Below are 18541 nucleotides of genomic sequence, written 5' to 3' on the forward strand. Positions count from 1 at the left end.
AGAAGGTGAATTATGTCTAAGAAAGTGCCTCTGTATATAGATGGCGAATTTGTCGCCTCGAAGTCAGAACAGTGGATTCCTGTCACCAATCCAGCGACACAGGAAGTTATCGCACAAGTGCCAGTTGCTACCCAGAGTGAAATGGAAGCAGCGGTTGAGAGTGCACGCGAAGCTTTTAAAACCTGGAAAGAAGTGCCTGTTTCTGAACGCGCTCGTGTCATGATGCGTTATCAGGCCTTGTTAAAAGAACATCAGGAAGAAATAGCAGAAACTCTGGCGCAGGAAACCGGTAAAACTTTTGAAGATGCAAAAGGTGACGTCTGGCGTGGTATCGAAGTAGTTGAACACGCAGCCAATATTCCTTCGTTATTAATGGGTGAAACTGTTGAAAACGTTGCCCGTAAAATTGATTCTTACAGCTACACTCAGCCACTTGGGGTTTGCGCAGGTATTACGCCATTTAACTTTCCGGCTATGATCCCACTGTGGATGTTCCCGCTGGCAATTGCTTGTGGTAACACCTTTATTCTTAAACCTTCTGAGCAAGATCCATTAACGCCAAATCGTTTGGTGGAATTATTTGAACAAGCTGGCGCGCCTAAAGGTGTGTTGCAGGTCCTGCATGGCAATAAAGATCAGGTTGATTTCCTGCTGGATCATCCGGCAGTTCGTGCCTTGTCATTCGTTGGTTCTGTGCCGGTTGCAGAGTACATCTACCGTCGTGGTACAGAAAATGGTAAGCGGGTACAGGCCTTTGCTGGTGCGAAAAACCATTGCGTTATTATGCCAGATGCCAATAAACAGCAAGTGATCAACAACATGGTTGGTTCTTCTGTCGGTGCAGCGGGTCAACGTTGTATGGCGATTTCTGTCGCAGTATTCGTTGGTGCGGCAAAAGAGTGGATCCCTGAAATTGCTGAAGCCATTGCGAAAGTTCGTCCGGGCGCATGGAATGATGAAAATGCCGCTTATGGTCCGGTTATTAGCCCACAAGCAAAAGAGCGCGTTGAAGCTTTGATTACTCAGGGTGAAAAAGAAGGCGCGAAATTGTTGGTTGATGGTCGTAATTGCAAAGTTGATGGCCTGCCAAACGGTAACTGGGTTGGTCCAACAGTATTTTCTAACGTAACGCCGGATATGGAAATCTACAAAACGGAAATTTTCGGTCCGGTATTGTGCGCCACAGAAGTGGACAGCTTAGAAGACGCATTAGAGCTGGTTAACAACAACCCTTACGGTAATGGTACGTCTATCTTTACTGCAAGCGGTGCGGCAGCGCGTAAATACCAGCACGAAGTTGAAGTGGGTCAGGTAGGAATTAACATCCCAATTCCGGTACCACTGCCTTTCTTCTCATTTACCGGCTGGAAGCGTTCATTCTTTGGTGATCTTCATGCTTATGGTAAGCAGGGCGTTCGTTTTTACAGTGAAACGAAGACAGTAACGGCGCGTTGGTTTGAGAGCGATCTGGAAGATCCAGCCGGCCCTAACATGTCAATTAACCTAAGGTAGTAGGGGATAGCGATGAATTTCGAATTGACAGAAGACCAGCAAGCCTTTGTTGATACGGCTAAAGCGTTTGCTGATAAAGAGCTGGCGCCTAATGCGGCTAAGTGGGATGAAGAACACCACTTCCCAATTGAAGTGTTCCGTAAAGCCGGTGAAATGGGCTTTATGGGCATGTACACGCCGGAAGAAGCTGGCGGCTTTGGAATGAGCCGCTTAGACTCAGCGCTCATTTTTGAGCAGTTGGCGGGTGGCTGTACAGCAACCACGGCTATGATGACGATTCATAACATGGTCACCTGGATGATTGGCTCCTTCGGCCAACAGTCAGTGATTGATCAGTGGGTACCAGAGTTGGTTACCGGCGAGAAGCTGGGCTCTTACTGCCTGACAGAACCCGGTTCAGGTTCAGACGCTGCCAGCTTACGCACCAGTGCAAAAAAAGATGGTGACGAGTACGTTCTGAACGGCTCTAAGATGTTTATCTCTGGTGCCGGTGAAACTGACGTTCTGGTGGTTATGGCACGCACTGGCGAAGATGGTCCTAAAGGCATTTCTGCCTTTGCTGTACCGGCCGATGCCAAAGGTGTTATTTACGGTAAAGCCGAAGAGAAAATGGGCTGGAACGCCCAGCCAACTCGCTTAGTAACGTTTGAAGACGTTCGTATTCCGGCAGAAAACTTGCTGGGTAAAGAAGGCGAAGGCTTTAAGTTTGCCATGATGGGCTTAGACGGTGGACGCATCAACATTGCGGTTTGCTCTGTCGGTACCGCACAAGCGGCGCTGAATACCGCTAAAGCCTACATGCAGGAACGTACGCAATTTGGTAAGCCGTTGGCAGCTTTTCAGGCGCTACAGTTTAAGTTAGCTGATATGGCCACTGAGCTGGTAGCAGCCCGTCAAATGGTGCGTTTGGCAGCCAGTAAAGTTGATAACAACGACGCTGACAAAACCACCTATTGCGCTATGGCGAAGCAGTTTGCGACCGATGTTGGTTTTAAGGTGTGTAACGACGCACTGCAACTGCACGGTGGTTATGGCTACATAAAAGAGTATCCATTAGAGCGCCATGTGCGTGATGTTCGTGTTCACCAGATTCTGGAAGGCACGAACGAAGTCATGCGTATGATTATTGGTCGCCGTATGTTGGCGGATAATGACCGCGAAATCTTGTAAGGAGACTCCATGCAAGACGTTGTACTTTTTGAAGAACTAAACGCCGGTGACAAAGTCATCGGCGTTGCTACATTAAATTCCGAAAAATCACTGAACGCTCTGAGTCTGGCAATGGCTGAAAAGCTGCTACCACAGCTCAAGAAATGGGCAGATGACGACAAAGTGGCTTGTGTCTGGTTGCAGGGCGCTGGTGAAAAAGCCTTCTGTGCCGGTGGTGACATTGTCGCTATGTATAAAGCTATGCAGGCCGAGCCAGGTAAATTAGTTGAAGAGGTTGAAAACTTCTTTACCCAGGAATATCAGCTTGATTACTTTATCCAGACATTCCCTAAGCCCTTCATTTGCTGGGGTGACGGTATTGTCATGGGCGGTGGTATGGGCTTAATGAACGGGGCCAGCCACCGTATTGTGACTGAGCGCTCGTTACTGGCCATGCCGGAAGTGACGATTGGCTTGTATCCGGACGTTGGTGCTACCTACTTCCTTAATCGCATGCCACAAGGCTGTGGTTTATTCTTAGGTATTACGGGTGCAACGATGAACGCAAATGATGCGTTATATCTGAACCTGGCAGACCATTTCGTGGGTCACGAAAGTAAAGAAACGATTCTGACTCAGCTTAAAGAAATGGAATGGGGTAATACCTCCGCACTGAATAAGCAGAAAGTGACCGACTTATTAAGTTCAGTTGCCAGCAACGACACAACGGCCTTACCTAACCCTCAGGTTGAGCCACACCAGTCGCTTATTACAGAATTAACAGCCGGCAATGACATTGGCGATATTGTTACACGTATTGTGAATAATGAAACCGATGATAAATGGCTGGCGCGGGCGCGTAAGAATCTGGCAAATGGTTGTCCGTTTACTTCGCATCTGGTCTGGAACCAACTGCAGCAGGGCTCTGATTTGTCGTTGGCGGATTGTTTCCGGTTAGAGCTGACCTTGTCTTGTAACTGTGCGGTTCGTGGTGACTTTGCAGAAGGTATTCGGGCATTGCTGATTGATAAAGATAAGAACCCACAATGGCAGCATAGCTCGGTAGGCGAAGTACCAGCAGAAGAGGTTGATGCATTCTTTTTACCGCCCTGGGGCGAGCGAACGCATCCATTAGCCGATCTTGATAAATAAAACGAATTAACAAGAAGGAGTGCCTGTATGGCAACCGTAGGATTTATTGGACTGGGAAACATGGGTGGCCCTATGGCCAGCAACCTGGCAAAAGCAGGCCACACCGTTAAGGCTTTTGATTTATCGGAAGACGCGCTGAAAGCTATAGTTGCGGACGGTGCACAGGCAGCGAAAACAGCGGCTGAAGCCATCGACGGCGTTGAGTTTGTGGTGTCTATGCTGCCGGCAGACCGCCACGTAAAAGCTGTTTACCTTGGAGACGACGGTTTAATCAATAAGCTGACCAAAGATCAGCTTGTCATTGATTGCAGTACCATTTCATCAGATACCGCTATGTATGTGGGTGAACAGCTCGAGAAAGCCGGTATTGCCTTTATTGATGCGCCGGTTTCTGGTGGTGTGGGTGGCGCGAAAGCCGGCACCTTAACCTTTATTTGCGGCGGCACAGAAACCAATGTGGACCGCGCTCGCACCGTGCTTAACGACATGGGGAAAAATGTTTTCCGCGCCGGTGATGTCGGTGCCGGACAGATTGCAAAAATTTGCAACAACATGCTGTTGTCGGTGTTAATGGTGGGTACTTCAGAAGCTCTGCAATTAGGTAAGGCGAACGGGCTGGACCCGAAAGTTTTATCGGAAATTATGCTGGCAAGCTCAGGTAGCAACTGGACTTTACAGGTTTATAATCCGTGTCCTGGCGTAATGGACAACGTGCCTTCAAGTAACGACTATCAGGGCGGCTTTTTGGTTGACTTAATGGCTAAGGATTTAGGCCTGGCGCAACAAACCGCATTAGAAAGCGGTGCCGCAACGCCTATGGGGTCACTGACTCGTAATCTTTACCATAGCTGGTCTGAGCAAGGCCACGGTCGTCAGGATTTTTCCAGTATTTTTAATTATGTGGCACCTAAGTCACAGAAGTAACCTAAGAAACGAGGAAGCACATGCAAATTAAAGACAGTGTTATTGTTATTACCGGTGGTGCCCAGGGGCTGGGCCTTGCAATGGCTGAAGATTTCGCCAAACAAGGCGCTAAACTTGCACTTATCGATATTAACGGCGACGTATTAGGTGAAGCTCAGGAGCACTGCGAAAAGCTGGGTGCTGCCAAAGTAGTTGGCTATGAAGTTGATATTACTGACGAAGAGTCGGTAGAAACCGTGTTTGAACAAATTCAGCAAGAGTTTGATGGTATTGATGTGCTGGTAAACAACGCAGGCCTACTGCGTGACGGCCTGCTGATTAAATTCAAAGACGGCGAACTGAAACAGAAGATGCCACTGCAGCAATTTCAGTCGGTTCTGGATGTGAACCTCACCGGTACCTTCCTATGCGGCCGTGAAGCCGCAGCGCAGATGGTAAAAGCTGGTAAGAAAGGCGTTATCATCAATATTTCCAGTGTCGCGCGTGCCGGCAACATGGGACAGACTAACTATTCCGCAACCAAAGCCGGTGTGGTTGCCATGACAGTCACCTGGGCTCGTGAATTGGGTCGCTACGGCATTCGCTGTGGTGCCATTGCGCCTGGCTTTATCGAAACCCCAATGACTGCGCAGATGAAACCTGAAGCGGTTGATCGCGCGTTATCTATGGTTCCGTTGAAACGTTGGGGGCAGCCCAATGAAATTGCTCACAGCGCTCGCTACATTATTGAAAATGACTTCTTCAGCGGCCGTGTGGTCGAGATTGACGGCGGCGTTCGTCTGTAAGTCACATTAGTTAAAGTAATGATAAATAGCCGAACTAAGGGCGTCTCTGTTATAGTGGTAGTTATCTACTAAACAGAGACGCTTTTTAATTAATGGCATGCGGAAATTACCTCCCTTAAACGCGCTTAAATCATTTGAAGTGGCAGCGCGTCACCTTAGTTTTACCAAAGCAGCCGAAGAGTTATTTGTGACTCAGGCGGCCGTCAGTCATCAGGTAAAAGCGTTAGAAGATTTCCTTGAGCTTAAACTTTTCATTCGACGTAACCGCTCGCTGTTGCTGACCGAAGAAGGGCAGGAATACTACTTAGAGTTACGGGATATTTTTGAACAACTGGCACAGGCCACCGATAAGCTTCGGCTAGTGTCTGAACGAGGCGCGTTGACCGTTTCGGTTCCCCCCAGCTTTGCTATTTTATGGTTTGTCCCACGGCTCAGTAGTTTTCGTGAAGAGCACCCCGATATGGACATACGCATTAAAGCGGTGGATGAAATTAGTGGCTCTTTGACGGACGATGTTGATGTTGCTATTTACTATGGTGATGGCCGCTGGCCCGGCGTAAAAGCTTACCAGTTGCATGAAGAATATTTATGGCCAGTCTGTTCTCCCTTGTTGTTAGACAAAGCCAACATTCAAGAGCCGATAGATTTATTCAAACAAACGCTGCTGCATGATGAAACCCGAAATGCCTGGAAGGACTGGTTTCAGTTGGTAGGGTTGCCCCAGTATAAAGGCGATAACGGACCGGTATTCAGCCATTCCAGTTTGGCTTTGCAGGCAGCGGTTCACGGACAGGGCATTGCATTAGCGAATAATGTGCTGGTTAAATCCGAAATTGACAGCGGACACCTGGTTCGTATTTTTCCTCAGACTTTGCAGCGGAATAAAGCCTTTTATCTTGTTTGTCGTGACAATCAGGCGGAGATAGGTAAAATCGCGACTTTCCGTCAATGGCTACTTGGTTTGGTTCAAAAAGAAGAGCAAGAGTTTAATCAATAATGCGCTATCAACAGCAGAATTTGAACGGAACCTTTCGTATTGTTTTTTTGCACGGTTCAGGTGGTGGGCCGGATACAGAGTTTATGGATTTTTTTGCGGAGCAGGGTGCGGTGCTTGGCGCGGAAGTTGTGCGGCCAGATTTTCCTTATTGGGAAATGGTCCGGGAAACCGGTAAGCAACGACCTCCTAATAAAATGCCGGTGCTGGTCGATGCAATTGACGAGCTGCTGAGCGAATTACAGCAAGATAATAAGCCGTTAGTTTTGATGGGTAAGTCATTAGGAAGCCGGGTGATGTTGCGCTTAGCTGACAAGTACAGCGCGAAAGCAGTAATTGCTCTGGGTTTTCCGTTTCATCCGCCGCATAAGCCGGAAAAGTCACGTTTGGAAGAGTTGGAAATGACGCAGGCTCCCGGCCTTATTTTACAGGGCACTCGAGACCCATTTAGTAAGCCTCTTTTAAAAAGAGCGGAGCAGGGGCAATGCGTGGAGTTACCGCACAACTGGCAGTTACAATGGCTAGAGGGTGCCGATCACGGTTTTGCCGCCACAAAAGCCAAAGCGGCGGATACGCCTAAGCTATGGCAAGAGGCTGCAGATGCTATTAAGGAGTTCATTCAATGAGTCAGTTATTTTTAATTGTGGCGGCCATTTTAGGCGGTACAGGCGTTATGCTGGGGGCTTTTGCTGCCCATGGGCTTAAATCGAAGTTAAGCGAAAACTTGTTAAGCGCATTTGAAACTGGTGTTACTTATCAGTTTTATCACGCCCTGGCATTATTTGCCTTAGCGCTTTGGTTAAAGCAGTCACATTCGGTTTGGTTTGTTGCCAGCGGTTATTTATGGTTGGCGGGTGTTATTTTGTTTTCGGGCAGTTTGTATGCGTTAGCGTTGACGGGCATTAAATGGTTCGGGCCAATAACGCCGCTCGGCGGATTGTTATTTATTGCCGGTTGGCTCAGTTTGTTAGTTGGCGCAGTGAAGTTAGGAGCAGGTAGTTAATGAAAGACATCGTTAGCGGCAAAGGCAGTGGTATTGTATTACTGTGTCGCGCTGGGTTTGAAGGCGATTGTGCGGCTGAAATTCAGGATAAAACGGCAGAGCTGGGTGTTTACGGCTACTGTCAGACTCAACCTGATCAGGCCTATGTCACTTATAACTGCCAGCATGAAGAAGCTGAACACATTGCCCGTAAGCTGTCGCTTAAAGATCTGGTTTTTGCACGAGAAATGTTTGCCTTACTTGGTCCGGTAAAATTGGCCGGTATTGAAGATCGTGCGTCCGAAGTTATTGATGTGCTGAAACCTCACAGAGAAACTTTTGGTTTAGCGGGTGAACTGCGAGTAGAAACGCCGGATACCAACGAAGCTAATCAGCTATCAAAGTTTTGCCGGAAGTTCAGTGTTCCGCTGCGCCAGGCCTTGCGTAAAGAAGAGCTTTTAAGTAATAAGCCTTTGGCTAAGCGACCTATGTTACACGTGTTATTTGTTAACTCGGCACATGCGCTGGTGGGGTATTCTTATAGCTATAACCAGACAGTGCACGAAGGCGGTATTGTTCGTTTGCGTATGCCCAAAGAAGCACCTAGCCGGTCAACCCTGAAACTGGACGAAGCTTTCCAGGTGTTTGTACCTGAAAATGAGCAGGAAAAACGTGTTCACTCGGGCATGAAAGCCGTGGATTTAGGTGCTGCTCCAGGCGGATGGACTTATCAGTTAGTACGTCGTGGCATGATGGTACAGGCGGTCGATAACGGACCGATGGCTGAGTCTTTAATGGAGACAGGTCAGGTTAAGCATATTAAAGAAGATGGTTTTAAGTTTCGTCCTAAACGTAAGAATATTAACTGGTTGGTTTGTGACATGGTCGAAAAGCCGGCACGAGTCGGTGAGTTGATGACCAGTTGGTTATTGGAAGGCGACTGTGAAGAAGCCATCTTTAACTTGAAGTTGCCAATGCGACAGCGCTATGCGGCAGTGAAAGAGTATTTAAGTCAGATTACCGATAAGCTTCAGACTGAAGGCACCAAGCCTTTTGAAATTCAGGCTAAGCACCTTTATCACGACCGTGAAGAAGTCACTGTACACTTACGTTGGCTGCCACGGAGTTAGCTTGTTTCGGCATAGCCATGAGAGACATGGCCATGCCGAAAATCTTAAAGTCGGTCAATAACCGCCTGAGTAAAGTCTGTTGTGCCGTGTGAACCGCCTAAGTCGCGAGTTGTACGGTCGCCGCTGGCAATGACGTCGGCCAGTGCTTTGGTGATATTGGTTGCTTGTTCTTGCATTCCCAAATACTCAAGCATTTGAATCGAAGCCAGAATTACTGAGCTTGGGTTTGCCAGGTTTTTACCGGCGATATCCGGAGCTGAACCATGTACGGCTTCGAAAATGGCGCAGTTTTTACCAATGTTAGCGCCTGGTGCCATACCTAGCCCACCGACCAAACCAGCACAAAGGTCAGATAGAATATCGCCGAACAGGTTTGTGGTAACAATCACATCAAACTCTTCCGGGTTCATTACCAGACGCATACAAGCCGCATCGACAATCATTTCTGTCGACTCGATATCCGGATATTCTTCTGCAATTTCACGAGCAACTTTAAGGAATAAGCCTGACGTTGACTTCAGGATATTGGCTTTGTGAACTGCCGTAACTTTTTTACGACCTTCGCGGCGCGCTGTTTCATAAGCAAACCGCACGATACGCTCTGCACCTTCGCGCGTGATTTTGCTCATAGCTTCAGCTTCATTACCATCTTCAGAGACTTTTTGTCCTAAACCCGAGTACATACCTTCGGTATTTTCGCGGATGGTGATGATATCAATATCTTCATAGCGGGCCTGAGTCCCTTTAAAGGACAATACAGGGCGCACATTTGCGTAGAGAGAAAAATGTTTGCGCAGGCTGACATTAATTGAAGTAAAGCCTTCGCCAACTGGGGTTGTTAATGGCCCCTTTAAAGTAACACCGTTACGTTCAATCGCATCAAGAGTATTTTGCGGTAATAGCTCTCCGGTTTTTTCCAAAGCAGTCAGGCCGGCTTCTACGTATTCATACTGAAAGTCACAACCCGCTTTATCTAAAATTGCGGTTGCTGACTTAACGATATCCGGGCCTATGCCGTCACCTGGAATAACTGTGATGGTTCTACTCATGAATTGCTTCCTTTAAACCGTGTTACAACAAAAAACAGGAACGGTCATTCTACCACCGCGTTGATAATACTGACTAGCTCTGTACTATTCACCACGCGAATAAGCACTATAACGGTGAGTAACAATGACTGTCGAAGGCTGCTTTTGTTTTAATTTTTGTCAATTGATCAGCATCGATTTTTAATTGCTGACAACTGGATTTTAGCAGGGATTTGACTGAGCTGCTTAATGATACATCGGGGTAATAAGTGCTTAAGGTCAAATAGTGTGACAAAAAGAAAAGGGCACTTAACTCATCATTTTCTTCCTTATCTGGATCTAATAGGCGCTCAGTAGCCGGAGGCAGCTGCCAGCGTTTGACCAACTGCTTACTCCGGCGAAAATCACTAATATCCAGCGCTGAGCCTACCCAACTGGTGCTGTAGCAATGCTCAACGTATTTAGGCCGAGGCCATTTAGCGGACTTTATCAGCTCTGGGTGTCGAAATAAGTCGGAACCTGAAAGTAAAGCCAGTAGCGGCGCCGGTGTGGGTAAATTAATGCTTGTGGTATCTGATAAACGCTGCAATAAAGTGGTTAATAAGCCGAGCTTTTGCATCAAATTTTTATGCAAAGGAATAGTGTTTAAAGAAAACTGGTGCTGCAGGAATGCAGTGGCCAGAATTACGGAAGCTCGCTTAGAACCCAGCCACAAGTATGCCTGTTTTAAATCCATACGGCTCGCTTCGCTGTAACCAATACGCTCACTTTGTTGGACTGCAGCGTGCAGACTATTGGCTAAAAAAGGAAGCTGGTTTACCTGTTGAATGACGGCATTCAAGGCGCCATTTGCATTTGCGTATCGATTAATCGCTTTTAACAGCGAACGCGGTGTTTGCTGTATTGAGCTCTGTTGCTCTTGTTTCATTAAGCGATGGCTACTCAGAGCGTTGAGTTGTTCATTCGTCAGAGCTCGATTGTTTATTTGCCAATTTCCTGACTCTTCCGGGCTCAGGTAAAATGGACTGTCCAACTTATGAATTAAGGCTACGACGGCATGCTTGCCTTCAAAGCCCAGCAATACGGCAGTTTGTTTGTTTTGTTCATTCGAAAACTTCTGGCCTGTCAGCCGCACTGAGAAGGTGTCTTGCTGGGTTAGAAGCGCCCAGAAACGATAGCGAAAGTCTCCGTTTAATAACGGAAAAAACGCCAGGCTGGGTTCGATTCGTTTTAGCTGCACTTGAGTCAGTGCTTCAACCCAGTATCTAAATACAACGATATCGGGTGAGCTTAACGTCAATGTCTCTAAAGCAGAAAGCCACAGTGACTGTCGCAGCTGACGCTTTTTCCAATAGCCAGGGTCGGGATTAAGTTTTGCACTGATACAGGCCGCAGCCAGAATTCGGCGATAATGGGTGTGTAAAGACCACTGATAACCGCACTTTAAGGCGTTAACGCAAACGGCAAGTATCTCACTTATCGCGTGGTTGTCTTCCGGGTACTGTTGCTCGGCATAAATTGGAAGAAGCTCCGGCCAGCGGTTTTGCTGGTATTCCTCATCAATAAACTGAACTAAACGATAAAGCTGACGAATATCGTGTTGTTTCAGTAAATTACCGGCTTTTTCACAACACTCCGTCAGTTTATTCATTCGCGCCTCTGATTATCCTGATAGTCGCGGTATGAATCGTTACCCCAGGCGATGAGCTCATTGTCTCGGAAAACCAGAGGGGTACACTCATCTTTCGTAGTGATACCGTCAGAAGTCACGTGATGTGTACGATAAAACAATACTTGCATGTCACCTTTGGGTGAGGCTTTTGCTTCGTTGATATCCGGGGAGCCCAAAATTCGGATAACGCTGTCTTTGGACATACCGAGATCCAACTGACCAATTTGTCTGGCGTTGTAGGTTTCCCGTTCCTGCCACTGCAAATCGGCGGGGTCAGCCTGATAAAGCATCAGTACTGCTCCGACAATAGCCAGATAACTTACGGCACCAATAGCAAGTATGACAAAGACTTTATTTTTCATAAATCCTTCAGTCAGTAACAACCTTATAACAAGGATGATACACCGAACCCGGCAGTTTCATACGACCCTGTTCGACGAATGCTCTTAACAATACGTCAAGTCGCTTCATTAACTGTTTTTCACCATGAATAGTAAATACGCCTTTTTCTCTAATTTGGCGAATACCATCGTCTTTCACATTACCGGCAACAATGGCAGAGAAGGCGCGACGTAAATCAGCGGCAAGCTCTTCTTTGGGCTGCTCTGGGTGCAGGTTAAGCGATGAAACATTTTCATGAGTCGGATAAAAAGGACGCTGAAAGTTTTCATCGATAAAGAGGGTCCAGTTAAAGTAGTAAGCATCGCCTGAGTCACGGCGATACTGTTTTACCGCCGCCATACCCGCATGCATGTGCTGAGCGACACCGGCAGGGTCTGCGATAATAATACGGTAAAAACCGCGGGCGTCTTCGCCTAACGTATCGACGATAAAAGTATCTAAAGCATCAAAGTAGTCTTTAGAGCTTTCGGGGCCTGTCAAAATTACGGGCAAACTTTGTTGCTGGTTTTTCGGGTGCATCAAAATGCCAAGTAAATACAACAGTTCCTCTGCCGTACCCGCGCCACCCGGGAAAATCACAATTCCGTGGGCGCAGCGCACGAAAGCTTCCAAACGTTTTTCAATATCAGGCAGAATAACCAGCTCATTGACAATAGGGTTAGGTGGCTCTGCTGCAATAATTCCGGGTTCTGTAAGACCTAAGTAACGGCCACTGCTAATGCGCTGTTTAGCGTGTCCGATAGTAGCGCCTTTCATTGGACCCTTCATTGCTCCAGGGCCACACCCTGTGCAGATGTTGAGGCCTCGTAAACCGAGTTGATAACCCACTTCTTTGGTGTATTTATACTCGCCTTCATTAATGGAGTGGCCTCCCCAGCAAACTACCATGTCCGGCTCTTGCATCGCCTGAATGGTGCGGGCGTTGCGTAAAATATCGAATACCACATGGGTGAGGGTAGCGCTATCAGCGTCTTTAAGTTCTTCTTCCGAGTAACGGTCTCCGGTAAAAAGAATGTCACGTAATACAGACTCGAGTAGTTCACGTATTCCGACAATCAGTTCGCCGTCAACAAAGGCTTCGGCAGGTGGTTCTATAAGTTCAATTTTAATGCCGCGCTCTTTGCGAATAATATTAACTGCGAAGTCTTTGTATTTATCGTAGATTTCAGCACTGCTGTCGGTGTTACTACCGGCATTTAAAACCGCAAGACAGCAGTTACGGAATAATTTATAAAGTTGGCTGTTTGAGGACTGCTTTAAACGCTCTATTTCGAGCTGTGACAAAAGAGACATACTGCCTCTTGGAGAAATGCTTGCTCTCATTATGTTTTCATACTCCTGTAAAAACGATGACTCGGCGTCATCCTTGTGCCGGCGTTGGTCGTGCGTCTAGTTTCTATTTCGCTTTCATGACCTTATTGCGCCCGCTATTTTTTGCATCATATAGAGCTTTATCTGCTCTTTCGAAAACCGCTAATGGCGTATCTTCGTTGTATTGACACTTCGCTATTCCTGCTGAAATAGTAATACGAATGTCTTCACTTTTAAATTTAAACGGAATAGTCGCAACTTTTCCCCGTGCATTTTCGATGTGCTGATAAGCTTCCCGATCATCCGAACAGAATATAATAGCAAACTCTTCGCCACCGTAGCGACAGACAAAACCAGACTCTTTGAGTGCCTTGCTGAGGGTTCCTGCAATAACTTGCAGAGTTTTATCGCCGGCAATATGACCGAAGTTATCGTTAATATTTTTAAAGTGGTCGACGTCTATTACCGCGATAGTAAGCTGTGTCTCACCTTTTACCCAACGCTCAAACTCGAGGTTTAGGCGTTCCTCAAAAGCCGACCGGTTGGGTAACTTGGTCAGATTATCCTGTAAGCTACGAAACTGCTGTTTTGCTAATTCTTTTTTATAGTACTCGACCTGAGCTTCGGTATCCCTTAGCTGCTGCTTTATTTCCAGCGTGTTGCTGTTAAAGTTTTCACGCTCTTCATCATGCAACTTCAAGTGTTGATTCAGTGTTTCACTTAATGTCTGTAATTGTTTGCCAACGGACTCTTTTAAGTCATAAAGCTCACAGGCATCGGTGACACATGCACTGATCTCTGAGACGCCATTTTTCAGTTTTTGATTCAGATGAACGCGCTGGTCAGCGTAGTCTGAAGAATGATTAATAGTTTTACCCAGCACACTTTGAACCGATTCCAGCGAAGCATTCAGTTGCTTTAAGAAATGCTGTGCCGACTTTCGTTCATCATTAATGTTACTGAAAACTAACCGCATGATTTTTAAAGTGATGGCGAGCAGAGTTTCACTTGTCTGCGGTTTTTGCAGGGCAACTTTCATTTGTCGCAGAGTATCGGCAGCGTTTCCTGAAAACTCAACTTCGCTTAGTAAGTCGAGCAATTGGCTCTGGTACTGACTAACTTGAGTCTCTGTCTTAACAGCAGGCTGTTGATAGGAAAGTGCCAGTAATTGGTTCATCAACGGAAGATAGTGAGAAACCGTCATTGTCGGTTGCTCAAATTCGCTGGCGACACGCTGCAGTTTAGAGCGGCTGTTATTATCGTGCGGTTTAATTGAAGCCAGCGCCTGACGGATGCTTTCGTTGGTTAGCTTTAGCTGTGTCTGCAAACGAATCGTATGCTGCGATATTGCGTCGCTAAGCTTCTGCATAATTGGCTCGAGAACGGCCGCAGAAGCATTCTGCTGCAGGTGTCCGCGCAGCTTATGCAGCAGAGTGTCCAGCTCCGTATCAACACCACTTAACGCTAAGCAAAGATCATTCACAAAATTTGAGTATCTTTGTGAGTCACGTAAATAGTCATCTTCTAATTGCTTACGAGACTGGATGCTCTGTTGCAACTTTTTGCTAAGATGCTGAATCTTTTCTTGTGGTGTTTCAGGTACTGCCAATGCTCACCTACCCAATACTGAATGCAATAGCTATGATACGAAAATTATTATTATAAAGTCTAACCTATCTGAATTTATTTACTATTGGTGAATTGTGGTAGTCTTTGCAAAAACAGACTAACAAAAAACTCGAAATTAACGGAGACTGACTGTGCGTAAGAGCTTATTGGCTGTTGGTGTTATGTTAGCCCCTTCAGTAGTATTGGCAAATACCGATTATAAAATTGACCTGACGCAACCAGAACACCATAAAGGTGAAGTTTCAATTACTTTTCCGGCCAGCGAAGAAAAGTTCCTGGATATAAAAATGCCAGCCTGGAGAACAGGTTATTACCGAATTTTAAACTTGGCGAATGGCGTGCGCGACTTCGAAGTGCGCAGCAATGGTGAAGAACTGCGTTGGGAAAAAGTTGATAAAAGTACCTGGCGCATATACCTGCCAGAGCAAAGCGGTGAGGTTACCGTTGATTACGAAATCTATGCGAATCAGTTGGGGCGTCGTAGTCGCCATATAGACGACACTCACGCTTATTTGGATGCATCTGCCGTCTTTATGTATGCTGACGCGTGGCGCAATGAACCAATTTCAGTTTCTCTTGACGTTCCTGAGAACTGGAAAAGCTACTCGGGAATGAAGCGCCAGGGAGATCATCAGTTTACTGCTCAGAATTGGGATGTATTTGTTGACTCCCCAATAGAGACTGGTATTAACACACACTATGCATTTACTCAGGATGAACGGAACTATGAAGTGGTGTTCTGGGGTGAAGGAAATTACGATGCTGAAAAGACGGTTTCGGATTTAAAAAAGCTGGTGGGAACTGGTGATTCTATATGGAGTGATTATCCGTTCGAGCGTTATGTGTTCATGATCCACGCAACAACTGGTGCCGGTGGCGCAACGGAACACAAGAACTCCACGGTTATTCAGCGACCACGTTATAGCTTTGCCAGCCGCGATGACTACCTGTCTTTTATGTCGACAGCATCGCATGAGTTTGTTCACACCTGGAACGTAAAAGCATACCGCCCCAGTGGTTTAGTTCCTTATGACTATCAAAAAGAAAACTACACAGATTTATTTTGGATAGCAGAAGGCTCCACCAGTTATTTCCAGAATCATCTGTTGTTACACGCAGGCATTATGGAACCGTCAGAATACTTTGAACGTGTGGCCACAAGTATTGATCGGCACAAAGCGAAACCGGGGCGTGAAGAGATGTCGGTAGCTGAGGCGTCATTTGAAGCATGGATAGACCAATACGGTGACAGGGCTCATAACGATTCAGTTAATATTTATTCAGAGGGGGCGCTGGTTTCCTGGATGCTGGACAGTGAACTTCTGGAAACAACTGAAGGTGAAGTGAGTTACCGCGATGTTCATAATGAACTCTATCAGCGCTTTGATGCTGACCATGAAGGTTTTACTGCCGCGGATGTATTAACCATTCTAAAAGAGCTGACAGGCCGCTCCTGGCAGAACTGGTGGCAGAATAATGTTGAAACGCCTGCCGATATTCCGTTTGAAACCATGTTGGAACGAGTTGGTTTGGAACTGGTTTATGAGAAAGATGACGAGCCAGAAGTGTGGGCAGGCTGGAATGCTAATGACACAAGCGGCGGTATGGAACTGACTCGTGTTAGTAAAGGAAGCCCCGCGTGGGAAGCTGGCTTTACCCCCGGTGACGTTATTGTCGCCTTTGACGGACACAAAGTGGTTGATGGTCGTTTCAGCGATGCTTTTAAAGAGTATGAGGCAGGAGATTCTATAACCGTTACGTTTTTCCGTCGTGACCAGTTGCATGAAAAAACCTTGAGCGTAAAAGCAAAACCCGCCACAGATGCGAAAATTGAGCCTGTGGATGAGCCAACGGCTGAGCAACAGGCCCGGTTTCTTCAATGGTTACAAATTCCTCATCCTAATGCCTAAGGTTTTATTGTCGAGCCATGCGCTGCATCTGCAGCGCTGGTTCGAAGTCCGAACGAAATGGGTTTATGTCGAGGCCTCCGCGGCGAGTATAGCGGGCATAAACCGTCAGTTTTTTCATCCCCAGCGCCTTTAAGTCCTGATAAATACGTTCAACGCATTGTTCGTGGAATTCATTGTGGCGCCTGAATGAGACCAAATACGCCAATAATGACGCATGATCCAACTTGGGCCCCTGGTAATGAATATAGACGGATCCCCAGTCGGGTTGGTTCGTGATAAGACAGTTAGACTTCAACAGGTGACTGTGTAGCTTCTCTTCTGTCTCATTATGCTCCGTTATTAATAATGACGGCTGGTAGTCATATTGCGAAATTGTGATGTCCTGCTTATCAATACAAAGACCGGGAAAGGTTGCAATGGATTCACCTTCTAGCTCAGACAACGGCTTTAAGGTAACACTGACCCTGGCTCCGGCACATGCAGATAAGTCCTTTTCCATAACTACCTGAACCTCTTGCCAGGAGCCAAAATGAGAGTCATTGAAACTGTTTAAATAAAGCTTAAAGGACTTTGATTCAATGAGATTCGGACTTTCCGCAGGCACTTCAAAGTAACCGACAGCGACTTGTGGCAAGCCATTTGAGTTCAGCCAGGATATTTCGTAGCCAGTCCATAAGTCGACACCGGAAAAAGGCAGCTTACCAACAAGACCAATGGGCTCACGATTCAGCGAGCGGGGGACAGGTTGTAGCTGCTTCGGGTCATATTCACTCGGGTAGTCTGTGCTTTGCCCCAGCGATAAGTGGTCGAGTGCGTGCTTCTTTGGCATTTAAGTCGCTCCGTAAGTACAATGCCCTTATTGTAAATTTTCTTAGGTGTAAGTGCCAGATGAAGACGTTAGAAGAAACTATCGATGCCTTAATGGAGCGTTATCAAAATCAGGTTCCTGTCCGTTATACGGAGTATGTAGAAGAGTGGAGCAGTCCAATATATGGTGAGGTTATTGATGACGATACGGTTGAATGGACACCGTCTTTACAAGCTAAGCCTCTGGCTTTTGATGAGCTGGAAAAAGCCTTAGAAACAACCTTCCATGACAGCATTAAAGCGCTATTTGGGCGCTGGTATGCGGGCGACCTGGCGCTTTCTTATCAGGGACATCCGATACATTTATTACAGATCCAAAGTGAAGAAGATGGTGAGCGGTTGTTGGCAAATATAACCGGACATATTTTAATGAAACGCCGGTTAAAACAGCCAGAAACGGTGTTTATTGGGTTAGGAGTAGATAACGAAGACTTATTGTTGTCGATAGATAACCACAGCGGTGCTATTGGACTTGAATGGGTGGGGAAGGAACAGCATGAAGTCCTTGCCGACTCTTTGTCTGGGTGGCTCAATGAATGCGAGCCTAAAATTAGTGAAAATAACGATTAATTAGCAAATTAGCAAAACCTGAAAAATATAAAGCGCAATAAAAACATAGAGTTACGTTTTGGCCTGAAGCTTGCTTGAAATGAGCTGCTGAAAATATATTGAAGCAAACTTATTAATAAAATAATCAGGAGAATATGAAGCATGCTGAAAAGATCTTTATTGGCTGTTGCGTTGCTAAGCGCGTTAACTTTATCCGGTTGTGTTGTTGTAAAAGAGTCGAGTTACGATGGTAGTAGCGAAAAATATGAAGGGCAGCAGTCAGAGCAAAGAAACCGCTCTTCGATTGCGGCATTACCACCCTCGCTTTCGGTTAGCGAAGCCTTGAGCCGATTAGGAACTCCCGATTTTAATGACTCCTGGGAATCTGAACAACATCGATATCAGGTTTTGTATTATCGCACACACAGAAAGCATGCTGATGGTATGACGACCCGTGATGAATGCACAGCTATTGTGTTCATTGACGGTACCCTGGCAGGTACCGGAGAAATGGCTCTCGACAGGATCCCGAAAAATGGTTAACT

The 18541-nt window shown here is 46.5% G+C and carries 18 protein-coding genes; 12 read left to right on the forward strand and 6 right to left on the reverse strand.

Going from position 1 to position 18541, the window contains the following annotated elements:
- Window positions 1-12 precede the first annotated feature (12 nt).
- The 9 genes from VBY75_RS01385 to rlmM all read left to right on the forward strand — a co-directional run bounded on the left by VBY75_RS01385 (window position 13) and on the right by rlmM (window position 8628).
- Window positions 13-1512, forward strand: a complete 1500-nt coding sequence (locus VBY75_RS01385; protein ID WP_054488204.1) for a CoA-acylating methylmalonate-semialdehyde dehydrogenase — start codon at window positions 13-15, stop codon at window positions 1510-1512.
- Between the two features lie 12 nt (window positions 1513-1524).
- A complete protein-coding gene (locus VBY75_RS01390; protein WP_199494897.1) occupies window positions 1525-2682 on the forward strand; it encodes an acyl-CoA dehydrogenase family protein in 1158 nt (385 codons plus the stop codon).
- A 9-nt stretch (window positions 2683-2691) separates the two neighbouring features.
- On the forward strand, window positions 2692-3813 hold the full coding sequence (locus tag VBY75_RS01395; protein ID WP_416510701.1) for an enoyl-CoA hydratase/isomerase family protein: 1122 nt from the start codon (window positions 2692-2694) through the stop codon (window positions 3811-3813).
- A 27-nt stretch (window positions 3814-3840) separates the two neighbouring features.
- Complete coding sequence (gene mmsB, locus VBY75_RS01400; protein ID WP_054488201.1) at window positions 3841-4737, forward strand: 3-hydroxyisobutyrate dehydrogenase; 897 nt, start codon at window positions 3841-3843, stop codon at window positions 4735-4737.
- Window positions 4738-4757: 20 nt separating this feature from the next.
- Window positions 4758-5522: an SDR family oxidoreductase gene (locus VBY75_RS01405; RefSeq protein WP_054488200.1), complete on the forward strand. Its 765-nt coding sequence runs from the start codon at window positions 4758-4760 to the stop codon at window positions 5520-5522.
- 97 nt (window positions 5523-5619) lie between these two features.
- The gene (locus VBY75_RS01410; RefSeq protein WP_416510704.1) at window positions 5620-6519 is read left to right on the forward strand and encodes a transcriptional regulator GcvA; all 900 of its coding nucleotides are present in this window, start codon (window positions 5620-5622) and stop codon (window positions 6517-6519) included.
- Window positions 6519-7142 carry an alpha/beta fold hydrolase gene (locus tag VBY75_RS01415; protein WP_224797295.1) on the forward strand — a complete coding sequence of 208 codons (624 nt, stop codon included), beginning with the start codon at window positions 6519-6521 and terminating at the stop codon, window positions 7140-7142. Before VBY75_RS01410 ends, VBY75_RS01415 begins: the two co-directional genes overlap by 1 nt.
- Window positions 7139-7519, forward strand: coding sequence for a DUF423 domain-containing protein (locus VBY75_RS01420; RefSeq protein ID WP_054488196.1), 381 nt, complete (start codon window positions 7139-7141; stop codon window positions 7517-7519). The genes VBY75_RS01415 and VBY75_RS01420 overlap by 4 nt, the downstream gene beginning before the upstream one ends.
- On the forward strand, window positions 7519-8628 hold the full coding sequence (gene rlmM, locus VBY75_RS01425) for a 23S rRNA (cytidine(2498)-2'-O)-methyltransferase RlmM (RefSeq protein ID WP_054488194.1): 1110 nt from the start codon (window positions 7519-7521) through the stop codon (window positions 8626-8628). The genes VBY75_RS01420 and rlmM overlap by 1 nt, the downstream gene beginning before the upstream one ends.
- Before the next feature lie 44 nt (window positions 8629-8672).
- On the opposite strand, the gene VBY75_RS01430 is transcribed toward rlmM, so the two are convergent.
- The 5 genes from VBY75_RS01430 to VBY75_RS01450 form a co-directional block, all read right to left on the reverse strand.
- Entirely contained in the window at window positions 8673-9677 is a 1005-nt protein-coding gene (locus VBY75_RS01430) for an isocitrate dehydrogenase (RefSeq protein ID WP_199494893.1), read from the reverse strand.
- A 106-nt stretch (window positions 9678-9783) separates the two neighbouring features.
- Entirely contained in the window at window positions 9784-11307 is a 1524-nt protein-coding gene (locus VBY75_RS01435; RefSeq protein ID WP_416510708.1) for a hypothetical protein, read from the reverse strand.
- Window positions 11304-11690, reverse strand: coding sequence for a DUF3192 domain-containing protein (locus VBY75_RS01440; RefSeq protein WP_222235471.1), 387 nt, complete (start codon window positions 11688-11690; stop codon window positions 11304-11306). The genes VBY75_RS01435 and VBY75_RS01440 overlap by 4 nt, the downstream gene beginning before the upstream one ends.
- A gap of 7 nt (window positions 11691-11697) precedes the next feature.
- Complete coding sequence (gene ppnN / locus VBY75_RS01445; protein ID WP_054488189.1) at window positions 11698-13053, reverse strand: nucleotide 5'-monophosphate nucleosidase PpnN; 1356 nt, start codon at window positions 13051-13053, stop codon at window positions 11698-11700.
- A 73-nt stretch (window positions 13054-13126) separates the two neighbouring features.
- Entirely contained in the window at window positions 13127-14650 is a 1524-nt protein-coding gene (locus VBY75_RS01450) for a GGDEF domain-containing protein (protein ID WP_054488188.1), read from the reverse strand.
- 151 nt (window positions 14651-14801) lie between these two features.
- Here VBY75_RS01450 and VBY75_RS01455 point away from each other — a divergent pair, with 151 nt between their 5' ends.
- Window positions 14802-16580, forward strand: coding sequence for a M61 family metallopeptidase (locus VBY75_RS01455; protein ID WP_222235470.1), 1779 nt, complete (start codon window positions 14802-14804; stop codon window positions 16578-16580).
- Window positions 16581-16584: 4 nt separating this feature from the next.
- Here the strand turns inward: VBY75_RS01455 and queF are convergent, their stop codons facing one another.
- Window positions 16585-17409: an NADPH-dependent 7-cyano-7-deazaguanine reductase QueF gene (gene queF, locus VBY75_RS01460; RefSeq protein ID WP_222235469.1), complete on the reverse strand. Its 825-nt coding sequence runs from the start codon at window positions 17407-17409 to the stop codon at window positions 16585-16587.
- A 59-nt stretch (window positions 17410-17468) separates the two neighbouring features.
- On the opposite strand from queF, the gene syd reads away from it, so the two are divergent.
- Complete coding sequence (syd, locus tag VBY75_RS01465; protein ID WP_222235468.1) at window positions 17469-18017, forward strand: SecY-interacting protein; 549 nt, start codon at window positions 17469-17471, stop codon at window positions 18015-18017.
- Window positions 18018-18158: 141 nt separating this feature from the next.
- On the forward strand, window positions 18159-18539 hold the full coding sequence (locus VBY75_RS01470) for a DUF3192 domain-containing protein (RefSeq protein WP_416510712.1): 381 nt from the start codon (window positions 18159-18161) through the stop codon (window positions 18537-18539).
- The last annotated feature ends 2 nt before the right edge of the window (window positions 18540-18541 follow it).

Origin of the sequence: Idiomarina sp. HB, from assembly GCF_048059115.1 — a bacterium.
Taxonomy (GTDB): Bacteria; Pseudomonadota; Gammaproteobacteria; order Enterobacterales; family Alteromonadaceae; genus Idiomarina; species Idiomarina abyssalis.

Excerpts from the sequence above, each read along its gene's own strand:
- VBY75_RS01385 (WP_054488204.1), top strand. The coding sequence starts at position 13 with ATGTCTAAGAAAGTGCCTCTGTATATAGATGGCGAATTTGTCGCCTCG.
- VBY75_RS01390 (WP_199494897.1), top strand. The coding sequence starts at position 1,525 with ATGAATTTCGAATTGACAGAAGACCAGCAAGCCTTTGTTGATACGGCT.
- VBY75_RS01395 (WP_416510701.1), top strand. The coding sequence starts at position 2,692 with ATGCAAGACGTTGTACTTTTTGAAGAACTAAACGCCGGTGACAAAGTC.
- mmsB (WP_054488201.1), top strand. The coding sequence starts at position 3,841 with ATGGCAACCGTAGGATTTATTGGACTGGGAAACATGGGTGGCCCTATG.
- VBY75_RS01405 (WP_054488200.1), top strand. The coding sequence starts at position 4,758 with ATGCAAATTAAAGACAGTGTTATTGTTATTACCGGTGGTGCCCAGGGG.
- VBY75_RS01410 (WP_416510704.1), top strand. The coding sequence starts at position 5,620 with ATGCGGAAATTACCTCCCTTAAACGCGCTTAAATCATTTGAAGTGGCA.
- VBY75_RS01415 (WP_224797295.1), top strand. The coding sequence starts at position 6,519 with ATGCGCTATCAACAGCAGAATTTGAACGGAACCTTTCGTATTGTTTTT.
- VBY75_RS01420 (WP_054488196.1), top strand. The coding sequence starts at position 7,139 with ATGAGTCAGTTATTTTTAATTGTGGCGGCCATTTTAGGCGGTACAGGC.
- rlmM (WP_054488194.1), top strand. The coding sequence starts at position 7,519 with ATGAAAGACATCGTTAGCGGCAAAGGCAGTGGTATTGTATTACTGTGT.
- VBY75_RS01430 (WP_199494893.1), bottom strand. The coding sequence starts at position 9,677 with ATGAGTAGAACCATCACAGTTATTCCAGGTGACGGCATAGGCCCGGAT.
- VBY75_RS01435 (WP_416510708.1), bottom strand. The coding sequence starts at position 11,307 with ATGAATAAACTGACGGAGTGTTGTGAAAAAGCCGGTAATTTACTGAAA.
- VBY75_RS01440 (WP_222235471.1), bottom strand. The coding sequence starts at position 11,690 with ATGAAAAATAAAGTCTTTGTCATACTTGCTATTGGTGCCGTAAGTTAT.
- ppnN (WP_054488189.1), bottom strand. The coding sequence starts at position 13,053 with ATGAGAGCAAGCATTTCTCCAAGAGGCAGTATGTCTCTTTTGTCACAG.
- queF (WP_222235469.1), bottom strand. The coding sequence starts at position 17,409 with ATGCCAAAGAAGCACGCACTCGACCACTTATCGCTGGGGCAAAGCACA.
- syd (WP_222235468.1), top strand. The coding sequence starts at position 17,469 with ATGAAGACGTTAGAAGAAACTATCGATGCCTTAATGGAGCGTTATCAA.
- VBY75_RS01470 (WP_416510712.1), top strand. The coding sequence starts at position 18,159 with ATGCTGAAAAGATCTTTATTGGCTGTTGCGTTGCTAAGCGCGTTAACT.